Origin of the sequence: Flavobacterium salmonis, assembly GCF_903819435.1 — a bacterium.
In the GTDB taxonomy this organism is placed as follows: domain Bacteria; phylum Bacteroidota; class Bacteroidia; order Flavobacteriales; family Flavobacteriaceae; genus Flavobacterium; species Flavobacterium chungangense.
This window is the reverse complement of record NZ_CAIJDP010000079.1, coordinates 77,434-93,416: the sequence shown is the minus strand read 5'-3', so window position 1 is coordinate 93,416 and position 15,983 is coordinate 77,434. Positions and strand designations below refer to the sequence as shown.

Genomic DNA, 15,983 nt, shown 5'->3' with positions numbered 1-15,983 from the left:
AAGCTTGTTTTTAAATTATTTTTTCCAGATATCTTCGTATTCGTCCGGATGTTTTTTGAATTGTGCGTGCACATAAGGACAAAGCGGTAAAACTTTCATATTGTGCTCACGAACATACAAAACCATTTCGTCCAGAAGTTTTTTGGCATATCCTTTTCCTTCTGCCTCTGGCTCAACACCGGTGTGGTAAACAGTCAGTAAATCTTCTTTAAGGCTTACGGTCATTTCACCCAGTTTTTTACCTTCTGCATAAAGATTAAAGGCACCGTGTTTTTTTTCGTCTAATTCTAATTTTATTGTTTCCATAATTTTTAATTTATGTCATTGTGTTTTGTTTTAAACACAGAGGATTATAAGATTGCAATATTGATAAAAAAGGCATTTTATTTACTTAAAGGTACATAGAGATTCCGAATCGGCTCTGTTTGAGAAACTAGTTCTTTTTAATTTTTTCGTATGTGCTTAGTTTTTTCTCGCAGATTAGGCAGATTTAAGAGATTTACTTTTAATGCTTTAATTTTTAAATTCTAAAACCTGACACTTTTTCTTTTAACAAAATCAGTTGTACCTCTGTTTTATGCCTAATTTTTTCATTTTTGAATACAAAGTCTGTGGCTGTAGTTTCAGCAGTTCAGCAGCGCCTCCCGGACCCGAAACTTTACCGCCGCAATTTTGCAGCGCAGTCATTATATGTTCTTTTTCCATTTCTTCCATCGTTTTTAATTTACTGCTGTTTTTCTGTAATGGACTCACGGTATGCAACGGAAGATCAAACTTTTCGATTTCGTTTGTTTTAGCCAACAGCACATTTCTTTCTATCAAATGTTCTAGTTCTCTTATGTTTCCCGGCCAGTCGTACTGCATCAATTGTGCTAAAGCTGGCGAACTGATCGCTGAAACATTTTTTCTGGCACTTGCAGCATATTTTCTAAGGAAATGATTGGCGAGAACCTCAATATCTTCTTTACGGTCTTTTAACGTTGGCAGTTGAATCGGGAAGACGTTTAACCGGTAATATAAATCCAAACGAAAACGGCCTTCGGCAACTTCTTTTTCTAAACATCTGTTTGTTGCCGCTACCACCCGAACATTAATTTTTAGGGTTGAATTTCCTCCTAGACGCTGAATTTCTTTTTCCTGCAGGACACGCAATAGCTTTACCTGAGAATCCAATGGCAATTCACCAATTTCATCGAGAAAAATAGTGCCGTTATGTGCCTGTTCAAATTTACCGATCCGTAATGAATTTGCCCCTGTAAAAGCTCCTTTTTCATGGCCAAAAAGTTCTGATTCTACCAATGACTGTGGTAAAGCAGCACAATTGACCACCACAATCGGATTGGGCTTATGGGCAGATAAATTATGTATCGAATGTGCAACCCTTTCTTTTCCGGTACCGCTTTCGCCAAGGATCAAAACCGAAGTTTCTGCCGGAGCTACAATTTTTATTTTTTCAATTACTGCTTTTAGAAGTTCACTGCTACCAATAATGCCTTCAATTTCTTCATCTGCAACTTGGAGCGGTGTATCGGTAAAAGTACCTTTTTCTTCATTGTAACGGTATTTTGCAATATCGAGCATCACTGCCAAATCTCTCTCACGAAAAGGCTTCACCATAAAACCATACGGATGTGTTTCTTTTACGGCCTCAAGAGTTGACTGATTTGTATTGGCGGAAATATAGAGAAATGGAAGCTGCATTTCGCGCAGTTCCCAAGCAAGATCAATTCCGGTAAGGTCACCTTTCAGCATGATATCAAGCAGCACCCAGTCTGGTCTTTTGGCTTCAATTAATTTTCGTGCCTGAACCACAGAAGAAGCAATACCAATTATTTCGTAACCTGTTTTAATCAGCATGATTTTTAAATCGTTTGCTACTATAAATTCGTCTTCAACTATTAGAATTTTTTCTTTCATTTACCTAAAAGTTATATTGGTTCGCGCAATTACCAGCAATAAAAAAACTGTCTTTTTACAAAAAATAAATGTGATGGCTGACAGTATTTAGGGGATTTATAAATCATTTTTTAAAGGTACTCTATATATTAGAAATCTGCAAAGACACAGCAAGCATGCTTACTTATTCCTGTGATACCAGTAACAAATGATCATAGCAACTCCCGGCAACAGCAAAGTGGTTAAACCAAAATATTTTCCGGCAACAGCTCCTAAAAAACAGCCCGTAAGAAAACCAAAAATAGTAACCAACTGTTTCTTAAAACTTAATAAAGAATCGGCATCATTTGTACCGTTTTTAAGCAGGTTTCCCAAATCAAGCGAAGCCTGTGTTACATTTCCCGTCATCATGGTTGTTGGACCATGAGTTTCTTTGGCAAACAATTTTCCGAAAGCATTTTGTAATCCCATCGCAAAGACAGTTGTCATTGCTACAGTGTACATTGCCCATTCTGAGAATATTTCAAAATATCCAAAAACATAAGAAGCAATTCCGCAAAGGACCAATATAATTCCTTCCCAAAACAAAATCGTGTAGCGGTTGATACTTTTTAAGGCGATTCTTCCGCCAACAATAACGGCAAATATAAAGATGGGAAAAGTCAATAATTTGATCCAGGCATGTACATCAGAACCTTTGATAATCTGATAGGCAAAGACGATAAAGTTTCCTGTAACGTGTGCAGAAAATATCGAATCTGCTGCAACGAAAGTTACGGTATCGCAATACCCTGCTATCATAGTGAGGAGCAGGGTTACGTACCAAATATTTTTTTGAATTTCCATCCTTTTTATTTTAAATGGGCACGAAGCATCCAGGCCATTTTTTCGTGAGTTTCTACTAGACCTGTTATAAAATCACTCGTTCCGGCATCCTGAAATTCATTTGCAATATTATTTATATTTTCTCGCAGATAAATAATAATGCTTTCATGATCCAAAAGCAATTCTTTGATAAAACCATTACTGTCATTTTTCTCTTGTAATTCTTCTGTAAGGTGTGTCAGGGCAAGAAAATCTTTAAGAGTGGCAGGCGTGTAATGCCCCAATGCTCTGATTCTTTCTGCTACCGTATCAACAATTTCGTCAATAGCATCATATTGTTGTTCGAAAAAAAGATGTTTGTTATAAAAATCAGGCCCTTCAACGTTCCAGTGAGCTCTTTTTGTTTTAGTATATAATACGAATTCGTCTGCTAAGACTTTTGTTAGAACTTCTGCAACTTTAGAGATGTTTTCTTGTTTAATTCCGATGTTTGCTTTCATTTTTAAAGTAGGTTTAATAAATAATAATCAAGTGAATATTTTCCTGCTCCCAGCGCAAGAATCAGTAATAGGGATAACGTGTACATATATGGAACGTCGCGTACTTCTGGCGAATCTTTTCTGTGAACCACAAAATATCCCACGGCTGTAACACCGATGGTTGGAAGTACTGCAAGTCGGGTTCCGAGGCCGAGAATAATAAAAATCGGGACTACGGTATCTGAAAATGCAGCCACTAATCCGTTTAGTTTTTCAGGAAGATGAAGCGGATTCGGAACCTGTTCTTTTTGTCCATTTTCAGTTCGAAACTTCTTCATTCCGTGGACTCTGAATAATTCAACTGCAAGTAAAACTCTAAATGCTAAAAGTGCCGCATTGCTGAGTGCTGATCCTAAATCTGAATATAGGATTTGTTTTAAAATTTCAGTCATTGTTTTAAAATTTAGAAGGCAAAACAGGAACAGCCCAATGCGCCCCAGAATGCGTTATAGTTACTTACAGGAACATTGCTCATTCTCGCAATATCGTGGCTGTGTGCATGAACATCACAGCTGCCGCTGCAACTGTGTATGTGTGAAGTCAGACCAGGCTTTGCATCTGCTTTTGCGTTTTTCTCTATAGTATTCCTGAAACTGCTTTTTGACGGATATCCGTTGTAAATATTCGTTGGAGACCAGTCAGGCAAAATCGGAATATGAGGCGGGGAAAACGAAGAAAAATCTCCATTGGCATACACAATTTTTCCGTCGACAATAGTCAAATCCGCTTCTATCTTTTTGATTTCTTCATCGTCAATGTTAAAATAATCGCGGTCTAAAACCACCAGATCTGCAAACATTCCGATTTTGATATCACCTTTTTTGGCTTGTTCCTGAGAAAACCAGGCACTACCTCTGGTATACAATTCTAAAGCGGTCTGTCTGTTTAATCTGGTTTCGTTGTACAATTGCAGACCTCCGATTGTTTTTCCAACCGTCATCCAATACATAGAAACCCATGGATTATAGCTGCTCACGCGTGTAGCATCTGAACCTGCACCAACGGGAACTTCCATTTCAATCATTTTTTTGATTGGCGGTGTGTTTTCTGCTGCTTTTGCTCCGTAACGGTCTGTAAAATATTCACCCTGATACGCCATTCTGCTTTGAATGGCGATACCACCGCCAAGTGCTTTTACACGTTCGATATTTCTTTCGTCAATAGTTTCGGCGTGGTCAAAAATCCAGGGCAGTCCGTTGAACGGAATTTCCTGATTTATTTTTTCGAAAACATTCAGAAATCTGGTAATGCTTTCGTTATAAGTGGCATGAAGCCTGAACGGCCAGCGGTTTTCAACCAAAAGACGGACTACTTTTTCCAGTTCGGCTTCCATGTTTTCAGGCAAATCGGGTCTTGGCTGCAGGAAATCTTCAAAATCGGCGGCAGAAAAAACCAGCATTTCTCCCGCACCGTTATGGCGGTACATATCGTCGCCCTGATACAGTTTTACAGTATCAATCCAATCTGAGAAATCTTCAAATTCGTGTTTTGGTTTTTGGGTAAACAGGTTGTAGGCAATCCTAACTGTTAATTGTTTCTTTTCGTTCAGTTCATTAACAACTCTATAATCATCCGGAAAATTCTGAAATCCGCCTCCTGCATCAATCACACTTGTGATTCCGAAACGGTTTAGTTCTTTCATAAAATGTCTCGTCGAATTGATCTGATGTTCATACGAAAGTGTAGGACCTTTAGCCAGTGTCGAATATAAAATCATAGCATTTGGGGTAGCAATAATCAATCCGGTTGGTTCACCGTTTGAATCACGTTCAATATGCCCTCCAGGAGGAGCAGGCGTATTTTTGTTGTAACCAACCGCTCTTAAAGCTGCCCTGTTCATAATGGCTCTGTCATACAGATGCAGAATAAAAACAGGAGTGTCTGGCGCAATTGTATTAATTTCTTCCAGAGTCGGCATTCTGCGTTCGGCAAATTGAAATTCAGACCAGCCGCCAACGACACGAACCCATTGCGGATTTGGCGTACGGTCAACCTGTTCTTTTAGCATTCTTAGCGCATCGGCAAGAGAAGGAACACCATCCCAACGCAATTCTAAATTATAATTTAAGCCCCCACGAATCAGGTGAATGTGCGAATCGTTGATTCCGGGAACAACTCTCTTGTTTTGTAGGTCTATTATTTTAGTTTCTTCAGAAGCAAATCCCATTACATGACTGTCATGTCCAACTGCTATAAATTTTCCGTTTTTGATGGCAACAGCCGTAATGTTTGGAGTCTCAGTATTGAAGCTATGAATTTTTCCGTTGAATAAAATTAAATCTGCTTTCATAATGTTATGATTTAGCGTTAAGTTTTGCAATTGCTTCTTTAATACCTTCACCGGCAACGGTATAAAAAGCCGGTCCGGCAAGCAGAATGATTTTGCTTAAAGGTTTGTGATCTGATAATTTTTTATCTTTTAAATATATTTGCGTTCTGTAAGCTTCAAAAGAACCCAAAACTACATTGGCTGCGACTAACGCTGTTGGCGAATCGATTCCTGCATCTTTTATATCAGACGCAAAAGAATAATTGCTCACACCCAGACGCAAAGCCTCACGCATGGCAACGCTTCCTACACTGATCATTAAATCCGGTGTGAATTTAGTGCGTTCGCCAAGACCAATGAGCAATAACTTTTTGGCTGCCAAAGTACCTTTTGGAGGTATAATCAATAAAGTTTCAAGCGAGTGTCCTGCAAATTTACCGCTTTTGCGTAATTCGGTAATAATGCCTTTCAGGGCATCATCTAAATGTACCATTCCGTTTAAGTTTGCAGGCAGGGCAGGAGGATTAAAAATATCGCCTTCTGTGTATTCAAAAACACAGGCAACCTGCAGTTCTGCTTCGGCTGTAGATGGTCCCTGAACCAATCCGTTTACTGCAACTCCATCTACTTTACCCCAGGTTGTAGATGACCCGAGTGCGGCATTTTGTGCAAAAGCAGTGTTAGTTAAGCCTGCACATATTAGAAGAATTAGAATCGTTGTTCTAATTGTGTATTTGTTAAAAATGACTGATTTTTTCATATTTAGAAATTTAGTTGATAATATAACTGATGTAGATTTTGACGCGGATGACGCAGATTTGCTATCGCAAAAGCATGGATAAAAACGGATTTCTAAATAGATTCTTTAAATGAATCTGCGTAAATCCGCGTTTTTGCGATAGCAAATCCGTTTTATCAGTGTTCTAATTCACTAAGAATATATTTTTAGGTTATTAAAATTTAAATCCAAGTCGGGCATTAAAGAAAACACCATCTTGAGAATTTGAAATAATGTCGTTGATAAAAGCACCGGTTTTAAAATACTGTATCCCGCTTACGACTGATATATATTTGTTTATGCTATAGGTAAAATTGGCTAAATATGCTGTCCCGATATACCGTTCGTCTGATGCGCTTCCGGGTAGATTTAGTGATCCGCTTGGTCTGTAAATCCCGTCTTGAGTTGAAAATCTCCAGTTAAAAACTACATCAACCTGCATCTTCAGCGTTGGCAGTAAATCCATTGTGGCATAAGGATGAATATCGATAAGATTTACCGGCCCCACCTGTGGGCTAAATCCGAAATAACCTCCTTTTGGAAAGAGCGGATTAAAAGTCTGCAGGCTTCCGTTGCCTTGGTTTTTATCCCCTGAGATGTAATCGTTCCGGAGGTTTATAGTGGGTTTGGATCTGATATCTTCAAAAGAATATCCAATATCTATAGATCCTGTCCAGGCATTTATATCGCCGGAACCAAAACTTCCAAACTGATAAGCTGCTTCCACATTATAAATAAAACCACCACCGTATTTCCAAAACCTTGTGCCAACAGTATGTCTTTGTTCTGAAGCAATTCCTTCTTCAAAAACAGCTGTATCTCTTCTGATTCCGAGGTAATACAAATCCAGGTTTCCTGCTTTTGGGAATATTATTTTGGAATAAGCTCCCCAGAGATTCCGTTTTTTTGATATTTTATTATCAAAAAGACCTGTATTGATTTCGTCTTCCATCATAGCAAAACCATCAACTGAAAATCGGGCAGAGGAGTACATTATTTTTGCTCCTGTAAAATACAATCTCGAATTCGGGCCTTCTCTTACTGAAATCAGTCTTCCGGAACCGTAATCGAGTTCCTGCCTTCCGGCACGAACGGTTATTTTTTTGTCTTCTTTCTGATATAAATTTACATCCAAAAAAAGATTCTGTACATTTAACTGATCTTCATCAATACCTCTTGACCCGTTGATTCTTCCGTCCTGCAAAGCACTCCTTAGCTGTACAAATACCCTGAAAGTTTTACCTAAATGCAGATCAGCATGAAGATCATAACGCTGGAGCAAAAAATTGTTCCGGCCAATGTTGAGCCGGCCCCAGTCTTCATTATTAAAATCAACATATTCATATCTGGCTTCGCCACCAAATGACAGGTAAAAATTGTTCTCGCTGTTTAAGGGAACGAATTTTAAATTCTCATAAAAATTTCGGGTTGAATCTCTTAACGACCCGTAATTTTCCTCGTAACGCAAAAGCTTAAAACTTTGTGCTGAAACTAAACTTCCCATTAAGAGAAAAAGAAAAAGCAGCCTGACGTTTTTTGATATGAATGGTGTTGATTTCAACATTGTGAAGGGTAAGATTGTTTCAGGTTGAAATAAAGAAATCAATTAGTGTTTCAGCATGTTGTGCGCGTAGTGAATACCTAAACCGTAAGAACCACCGTGTTTTTTCATTAAATTAGTTACCGGAACATATGTTTCTTCGCGTGCCCAGTCTCTCTGAAGCTCTAATAAGTACTGGATAGAAGTTATAGGTTTTGCCCCAACTTGTATCATTCTTTGCACTGCACGTTCATGAGCTTCTTCGCTTACGTCACCACAAGCATCTGTAATTACATAAACTTCATAGCCTTCTTCGATTGCAGATAAAGCTGGCCCAACGATGCAAACGCCTGTCCATAATCCTGCTAGGACAATTTTTTTCTTGTTTTTGCCTGTAATTGCCTTATAAGCTGCTTCGTCTTCCCAGGTATTCATTGTTGTACGGTCAATATATCCTGAAGTGGCAATTGGGTAATATTCTTCGACTTCAGGAAAAACCGGACCAGAAAAACTTTCTTCGGCAACAGTAGTTACCACAGTAGGCACATTAAAGATTTTTGACGCTCCGCAGATGATTGCCACATTGTTGCGCAATTCGCTTAATGCAATATTACTGGTAGCAAATGCCATTTGCCCTTCAAAATCAATTAATACTAAAGCGTGATTATCCGGTGACAATAAGTTTGTAGATGGTTTCATGATTATTTATTTTAAAATGTTATGTTTTATAAATGCTTAATGTGTTGAGAGTTTCCGGATCATTTCGGCGGAAACACTATCGGCATAGATTCCGAAAGCGCTGGTTAAAACCCCTTTCAGGGCATAAACTTCTGAGATAATGCCATACACTATATCTTCGTCTCCCGGATTTGTATCGCCCTCAAAACGAAAAATATATTCGATTTTGAATTCTTCCGGCGACATGGATTGTTTGTTGTTATTACAGCGAATACAATTTGTATCGAGATTAAAGTTTTCTGTAAAACCCTGATTGTTGAGCCATTGTAAAGCTTCTGTAACGGTATCAAATGATGGCTGTTGAAATGAAATCATAATTAATATGGTTTTAAACTAGCCTGCAAAAGCAAACTTTACAGGCAGTCTGATTCATTAAAGTATTGTTTGCTTATGCTTTTATAAAAGCCAGAATATCATTATTGATCGTTTCTGCTTCGGTAGTAGGCATACCGTGAGAGAATCCCGGGTAGGTAATTAATTTACCGTTTTTTAATAGTTTGGCTGCTCTCGGAGCCTGCTCATAAGGAACAATCTGATCATCTTCTCCGTGTAAAACCAGAACAGGAATATCTAAGCTTTTTAGATCTTCTGTAAAATCTGATTCAGAGAAAGCTTTGATACCTTCGTAATGTGATAAAACAGAACCCATCATTCCCTGGCGCCACCAATTTTGTTTGATGCCTTCCTGAACTGTTGTTCCTTCACGGTTCCATCCGTAAAATGCAATTGGGAAATCATAAAAATACTGTGCTCTGTTAAATCCAGTACCTTTTCTGATTTCATCAAAAACAGATAACGGCACACCTTCCGGATTCGATTCGTTTTTAATCATAATTGGTGTAATAGCACTAATGATTACGGCTTTTGCAATACGTCCTTTACCATATTTTGCTGCGTAGCGTATTACTTCGCCTCCTCCGGTTGAATGCCCCACGTGAATGGCATCTTTTAGATCAAGTGCAGCTGTTAGTTCAGCGATGTCTGATGCATAAGTTTGCATATTGTTGTTCTCAACGCTTTGTCCTGAACGCCCGTGTCCACGGCGATCGTGCGCAATAACCCTGTATCCTTGCTGAAGAAAAAACATCATTTGCGAATCCCAGTCGTCACTTGATAAAGGCCATCCGTGGTGAAAAACGATGGGTTGTCCCGTTCCCCAATCTTTGTAATAAATCTGCGTTCCGTCTTTTACTGTAATTGTACTCATTTTGTATGGTTTTAGATTAATAATTCCCGAGATAAACATCCGGTTCGATTCTGTATCCGGACTTGTTTTGTTAAATTGCTTATGTAAACTTAGGGCAGCGGCCAAAAGCTGTCGCTTAATCCAGATTAATAAATAAAAAATCAGTACTGTTTTGCTGTATTCTGAATTTATTTGGCGTCGCAGAACACTAGCCAAATAACATACCTATATGATGATGGCTTTGGCTATAAGGAGTTTGGATATTTTAAGTGTATTTTTTTATTACGATATATCGTAAAATTATGAAGAGGGTAATAATAATTTAGGAAATTACCTATCTGTTTGGATTAAAAGTTGCTTTTTAAATCCATAAATTAAAAATAAATTCCGCTTTAAGTTTTGCAGAAATTGTAAGGATTCATGATCCTAAATTAAGAAATAGTGAAGCGTTAACTTTTTTATGGAGAATTATTTAAAAGAACCGGGTTATTTCTTAAGAAATATTTTTCCGTATAAATTCAACATCGATTACAGCACCATGATCATTAAAAAAAGAGGCTTCGCCGTCAAGCTGCTGAGCTAAACCACTGATTAAGTTGATTCCTAAAGTTGATGAAGTATTAAAATTTTCAGGAAAACCAATTCCGTTATCCTTTATTTGAAGTTTTACTTTCAAATTTTCAAGAGGCTTCATCACAATAAGAATAACGCCTTTTTGATTATCTGGAAAGGCATATTTAATCGAATTTGTAATTGCTTCGTTCAAAATAAGTCCAACAGAAACAGCTTGTGCTTCGTCCAGATGTAATGGATGAAGATCTGTTTCAAAATTAATATGCTGCATATCAAATGTGTCGTTAAAATTATACAACAGATCATTGATATAATTTTCCATTTCTATTTCCCTAATAATATCTGTTCTGTATAATTTTTGATGTAAAAGGGAAATCGCATACAATCTGTGCTGGCTTTTTTGAATGGCATCAAAAGCTTCTTTGCTTTTTAAGATTGAAGACTGCGAATTCAGGAGGCTCATAACAATCTGCAGATTATTCTTTACACGATGATGAATCTCCTGCATAAGAGATTCTTTTTCGTTTACCAATTTCAGGAGTGTCTCGTTTTTTTGATCTATTTCTCTTTTTTGACTGATTAAAAGATCGTTGTTTTTTTTCTTGGATTGATAACTTATCCCAAACAAAAGGATACTCACTAAAAGAAAAACAACAATGCAGATTCCAAATTTTATGGTACTTTGAGCCTGGATCCTTTTTCCTTTTTCAGTATCCATATCCAATTTTAAATTAGATAATTCTTTTTCTTTCTTTTCAAGTCCATATAAAATTTGCAGTTCTCCAATTTGCCTGTTCGTTTTTTCATTAAAAATAGAATCATTCAGTTTTTTATATCTCTGAAAATATTTTATTGCGGCAATATAATTTCCTTTGGCAGAATCAATTTTAAACAAATATAAATTTGCGTCTTTGATTTGGGAAAGCTCCACAATTCCTTTTGAAAAATTCAGCGATTTTTGAAAATTGATCCTGGCATTATCATAGTTTTTATGCTCTTCGTAGAATTTTCCAAACTCAAAATAAGCTTTGGATAAATCAATGATATACATTGCATTACTTTTTTCATACAACTCAATCATTTTTTTAAAATTGGCTTCGGCAAGCTTAACCTGATTATTTTTGTTATAACAATAGGCCAGTGAACCAAAAATTATTGCTTTGCCACTATCATTTTGAGGAGGATATTCTTTTATAATTTTTTGTACTTGTTTTAGTGCTGCTTTTTCTCTTTTTACTTCAATGAGTTCCTTGGCCAGTAAATCTGTAAATTCATATAAGTTATAATAATCAATTTCTTTCTTGAATTTCAGTGTTTTAATTGCCTTTCTGAGCCATTCTATACTTAAATTATGTTTGCCGATATCTTTGTACGCAATTGCTAGCTGTTGATAAAAATCTGCATCATAATCAAGATCTCCTGTTTTTTCCATACTTTTTACACAGGCAAGAGAATAATAAAGGCTTTTACCCAAATTTCCTTTAAGCCTGTTCACATCTGCTAAAAGATCGTAAGTAAAATGCAGCTTTTTAAAACCAATTTTTTTATAAACAGCGAGAATCTGTAATAATTCTTTTTCTGCCAGATCTAATCTTCCCTGATTTAAATGAGCATCTGCTTTGTATTTTATGAAATAGGCAAATTTTTCTAAAAGGCCCAGATTTTTGTAAATCAGGGATGCTTTATCAAAACAAATTACAGCTTCTTCAAGAGTTTTAAAGCTACGTGGTGACTGCCAGAATAATCTTTTTCCCTGTATAGCCCATAAGTCGGCTTCTTGTTTATACTGTTTCGTTTTTTTATAATAAGCAATTACTTTTTGAATCATTTCAATAGCTTTTGGGTATTTGTTTTCTTCAAACAAAAGTTCTCCATAGTAAACCAGGCATTTATGTTTGAGGTTTTCATCGTTAATGCTTTTGCTTAAAACATAAGCACGATCAAAATTAGACTTTGCACTGTCCATATCCATTTTATGGCTTTCCGGTTTGTACAGGAAAGCGGCTCCACGATCAAGAAAATTAGTAATTTTTGCTTTAGTGGCAGAATGCTTTTGGCTGACAACAGAATTTGAATATGTAGGAATCTCTACAGAATAGCAATTGTAACTGAGCATTAAGAATGTAAACACAAGCTTTGCTATACGAATTCTTATCATATTATATGTAAGTAACTATTAGAAAAGGAATAGATATTGGATGCCGTTCACATACCAAATAATTAAGTTTTTAAAAGTAAATAAATTACCGTTTGCAAACAAATAGAAACCAACATCTAAAAATTATTAAAGAATTTGCCTGTATAAATGGTCAAAGATATTTAGCTCAACAACTATAATCCTTACAAAATATTTTATATCCTGATTTTTCTACTGCCAGCGCTAACAAGTTAAATATTTGTCAAATACCATTTTAATTATATGCTAAAAAAACATCCTTAATGCTACAAAATCAAGTGTTATGAATAGAGTATAGACAGTACAAAAAAAGCTGTCTTTAGCGGGCAGCCTTCTTCATTTTTTGTAATAGATTATTTGTCTATAAATACAATCTTTTTAGGAGTTTTAAACCTGACTTTTTATTTGTCAAGAGGCTCATAAAATTCTGCTTCCACGATTGGCAATTCGCCGTTCTTTTTATCTCCTGATTTTAATCCCGCCTGATCTACTTTTCCTGTAATTTCAACCAGGTTGATTTCGTTGCTGTCTTTAGTGGCGCCAGCTAATTCAATTCTGACTTTTTTACCTTTTGTTGGCTTGCATTCCAGAGTTACATATCCTAAACTGGTTGGTGTTGTACCATTGAATACTTCCTTATTGTCTACATAAATTCGGATTGGGTATTTTTTGCTTCTCCATCCTGCAAATTTTATTACTGCCTGACTGATTAGGGCTTCACGTTCTAATTCAAATTCAATTACCGGACTTCCGTCTTTACTGTTTGACCATTCTGTTAATTCATTATCATCATAACTTTTAGCAGCATCTGCCTGATTCGAAGCAGTTTTAGCGTCAATTATGGCAATTGGGGTTCTTATCTTTTTAAAAGAAGGTGTGACTGGTGACGGGCCTTTTTTAGCATAAGACGGTAATTGATGATCCGGCATAACTGTCGTGAGTTTTGCATTATCTACAGCAATGGTTTTAATCACCAGGGTTCCCGTTTTAAGATTCTCAGAAGAAGCATTTATTTTAATCTCTCCTTGTTTCTCTCCGGCTCTTACCATAATTCGGTTTACCCCGCATTCAACAGGAAGATTTTTCGAACCGATGTAATTATCCGGTCCCTGAGCGATTCCTCCAATAAATGTGCCTTGACCCTGAACATCAAAATTAATCATATTCAAAGCTGTCGGACAGCGATTTCCTTTGTCATCTGCCACTTCAACTTCTACAATTACGACATCACTACCATCAGCTAATGTTCCTCCCGGTCTTTGAATAGCAGTTAGTTTAATAGCAGCAGGCTTACCTGTGCTTTTAATTTCAGTTTCACATATTTTTTTGCCAGTGCTGTCATATCCAACAGCGCGAATGGTTCCGGGCTCAAACTTTACGTTTTCAAAGCTGAATAAAAACTGATCAGACTGAATGCCTTTTCCTAAGCTTTTGTTGTTGACAAACAATTCTACGGCATCAGCAGATGATACTACAGAAACTTTTTTTGTGACAGGGCTGTCGTAATTCCAGTGACCCATAATATGAGCACTAGGATTTTCGATATCTACCCATCCATCCCACATTACTTTATGTGCATAAAAACCATCTTTTGGAAGTCTCATTGGATCCACTTCACCACTTCTTCTGTAATTTTCAGCCCCTCTGAAATGAGTATTACTGTCTGAAAAAATAATATTAACACCGCCTGAACTTACTCTTGTCCCGGTTCCGGGACGTTCACGATAATAATCATACCAGCGTGTTACGTTTTCTATGGCATGCGCATCCTGATTGTGATTATAGGCACTCGCATCAGCTACTTTTGTTCCGTTAACATTCGAATGGGTTGTTCCACCAGTTCCCTCTTTGTGAAAAGGCGGGGTATATTCATCCCAATATTTACGAAGACCTTCATCACGACTGTATTCTGTAGCCCAAAAAGGGAGTCTTGCACTTTTGTTGATGTACAGCATTTCTCCGCCATATTCAGCAGTTTTGCTGTCGAGCATTTCCCTACTTCCTATAGCACGTCCTCCATTAGGGTCGTACTTATCTCTAATTGCCTTCATTTCTGCCATGTGCTCTTCAGAGATGTTTTCATTTCCACATTCGTAGAACAAAATACTAGGATTGTTTCGGTTATAAATAATCGCATCACGCATTAACTCGGTACGCTGTTCCCATCTTCTGCCGGTAACATCTTTTTCTGAATCTCCTGCCGGCATTGCCTGAATCAGACCAACCCTGTCACAGGATTCTACATCCTGTTTCCATGGCGTAATATGCATCCAGCGTACCAGATTAGCATTGCTTTCTATCATCTGGCTGTTGCTGTAATCGCTCATCCAGGCAGGAACTGACATTCCTAATGACGGCCATTCGTTACTCGTTCGCTGTGCATAACCGTGCATCATGATTACACGATCGTTGAGCCAGATCATGCCTTTTTCAAATTTGGTTTTTCGAAATCCGGTACGAATTAGGGTCTGATCAACAGCTTTATTGTCTACAACCAGTTCACTTTTGATATTGTATAAATAGCCGTAACCCCAGCTCCAGAAATTCAGGTCATTCACGATTTTGGAAGCTTTCAGGTCTTTTATTTCATTAGGAGCTATTGGAACATTTTCTCCCGAAAAAACAGCAACGACTTTTCCGTCCATGTCTGTAACACTAATTTTTAGTTGTGCATTCACAGCCAATTTTTCTTCATTCTTAACTTGTGACGAAACATTAATCAACGCTTTCTTATTTGCAATATCAATATCAGATACATATACGTAAGTTCCTGTTGTACCTAAACCAGAAAACAGAGGCAGGGTTTGATATACTTTTGATTTTATATGCAGAAAAACATTTTTGGGAATTCCACCATAATTAGCATTGAAGTTTTTGTCGTTCCACTGAAACCCTGATTGTGTAGCTTTCTCCTTGTATTTCCAGTCGTTATCCGTTTTTACCGCAATTACATTTTCCTGAGGAAAAGGCCTCATGAAAGACGTAATATCGAAACCAAAAGCCATGGCACCATTTTCATGTCTGCCAACAAATTCTCCGTTCACATAAATTTCTCCCATCTGTCTAACACCTTCAAATTCGATAAAAACTTTTTGATTTTTTGATTTAGCCGGAAGCTGGAATGTTTTGCGGTACCACGCAATCCCTGTAGACAATCTTGTAATATCTACTTTAAATGCTTCTGCCTGATTCCAGGCGTAAGGAAGATTTACTTTTGACCAGTTTTTATCATTATAACTTGTATTTTTTGCCTGATCATCATAGCCTGTAAAAAGCTTCCAGTCATAGTTGAAATTGTATTTAATTCCGTCGGGGTTTTGTTTTTGGGCAAATGTAAAGTTTGCAAGCAGCAACAATAATGTAAAAAAAGGATAAATAATCTTTCTATTCATTTTGGTCTCTTAATTAAGTTAGTAATCTTTCAAAGCTTCTGCTAAAACCTGTGAGAAGCATTAGCAAATTT

The 15,983-nt window shown here is 37.1% G+C and carries 13 protein-coding genes; all 13 read right to left on the bottom strand.

Features of this window, described 5'->3' with window-relative positions; all coding sequences use genetic code 11:
* Window positions 1–15 precede the first annotated feature (15 nt).
* The 13 genes from FLACHUCJ7_RS16930 to FLACHUCJ7_RS16870 all read right to left on the bottom strand — a co-directional run bounded on the left by FLACHUCJ7_RS16930 (window position 16) and on the right by FLACHUCJ7_RS16870 (window position 15,912).
* Window positions 16–306: a GNAT family N-acetyltransferase gene (locus FLACHUCJ7_RS16930; protein ID WP_031456471.1), complete on the bottom strand. Its 291-nt coding sequence runs from the start codon at window positions 304–306 to the stop codon at window positions 16–18.
* Window positions 307–558: 252 nt separating this feature from the next.
* Window positions 559–1,917, bottom strand: a complete 1,359-nt coding sequence (locus tag FLACHUCJ7_RS16925; RefSeq protein WP_180909731.1) for a sigma-54-dependent transcriptional regulator — start codon at window positions 1,915–1,917, stop codon at window positions 559–561.
* A 159-nt stretch (window positions 1,918–2,076) separates the two neighbouring features.
* Entirely contained in the window at window positions 2,077–2,742 is a 666-nt protein-coding gene (locus tag FLACHUCJ7_RS16920) for a YoaK family protein (protein ID WP_078228047.1), read from the bottom strand.
* A 5-nt stretch (window positions 2,743–2,747) separates the two neighbouring features.
* Window positions 2,748–3,221 carry a Dps family protein gene (locus tag FLACHUCJ7_RS16915; protein WP_180909730.1) on the bottom strand — a complete coding sequence of 158 codons (474 nt, stop codon included), beginning with the start codon at window positions 3,219–3,221 and terminating at the stop codon, window positions 2,748–2,750.
* A 2-nt stretch (window positions 3,222–3,223) separates the two neighbouring features.
* A complete protein-coding gene (locus FLACHUCJ7_RS16910; protein ID WP_180909729.1) occupies window positions 3,224–3,652 on the bottom strand; it encodes a DoxX family protein in 429 nt (142 codons plus the stop codon).
* Between the two features lie 11 nt (window positions 3,653–3,663).
* Window positions 3,664–5,550 carry an amidohydrolase gene (locus FLACHUCJ7_RS16905; protein WP_180909728.1) on the bottom strand — a complete coding sequence of 629 codons (1,887 nt, stop codon included), beginning with the start codon at window positions 5,548–5,550 and terminating at the stop codon, window positions 3,664–3,666.
* Window positions 5,551–5,554: 4 nt separating this feature from the next.
* Complete coding sequence (locus tag FLACHUCJ7_RS16900) at window positions 5,555–6,289, bottom strand: M17 family peptidase N-terminal domain-containing protein (RefSeq protein ID WP_180909727.1); 735 nt, start codon at window positions 6,287–6,289, stop codon at window positions 5,555–5,557.
* Window positions 6,290–6,482: 193 nt separating this feature from the next.
* Window positions 6,483–7,811 (bottom strand): alginate export family protein, encoded by a 1,329-nt coding sequence (locus FLACHUCJ7_RS16895; RefSeq protein WP_230408852.1) that lies wholly within the window; start codon window positions 7,809–7,811, stop codon window positions 6,483–6,485.
* Window positions 7,812–7,913: 102 nt separating this feature from the next.
* Entirely contained in the window at window positions 7,914–8,546 is a 633-nt protein-coding gene (locus tag FLACHUCJ7_RS16890) for a hydrolase (protein ID WP_180909725.1), read from the bottom strand.
* Between the two features lie 36 nt (window positions 8,547–8,582).
* On the bottom strand, window positions 8,583–8,900 hold the full coding sequence (locus FLACHUCJ7_RS16885; RefSeq protein ID WP_180909724.1) for a phosphoribosylpyrophosphate synthetase: 318 nt from the start codon (window positions 8,898–8,900) through the stop codon (window positions 8,583–8,585).
* Window positions 8,901–8,973: 73 nt separating this feature from the next.
* On the bottom strand, window positions 8,974–9,792 hold the full coding sequence (locus FLACHUCJ7_RS16880) for an alpha/beta fold hydrolase (RefSeq protein ID WP_180909723.1): 819 nt from the start codon (window positions 9,790–9,792) through the stop codon (window positions 8,974–8,976).
* 472 nt (window positions 9,793–10,264) lie between these two features.
* Window positions 10,265–12,502 carry a tetratricopeptide repeat-containing sensor histidine kinase gene (locus FLACHUCJ7_RS16875; protein WP_180909722.1) on the bottom strand — a complete coding sequence of 746 codons (2,238 nt, stop codon included), beginning with the start codon at window positions 12,500–12,502 and terminating at the stop codon, window positions 10,265–10,267.
* A 419-nt stretch (window positions 12,503–12,921) separates the two neighbouring features.
* On the bottom strand, window positions 12,922–15,912 hold the full coding sequence (locus FLACHUCJ7_RS16870; protein WP_180909721.1) for a glycoside hydrolase family 2 protein: 2,991 nt from the start codon (window positions 15,910–15,912) through the stop codon (window positions 12,922–12,924).
* Window positions 15,913–15,983 lie beyond the last annotated feature (71 nt).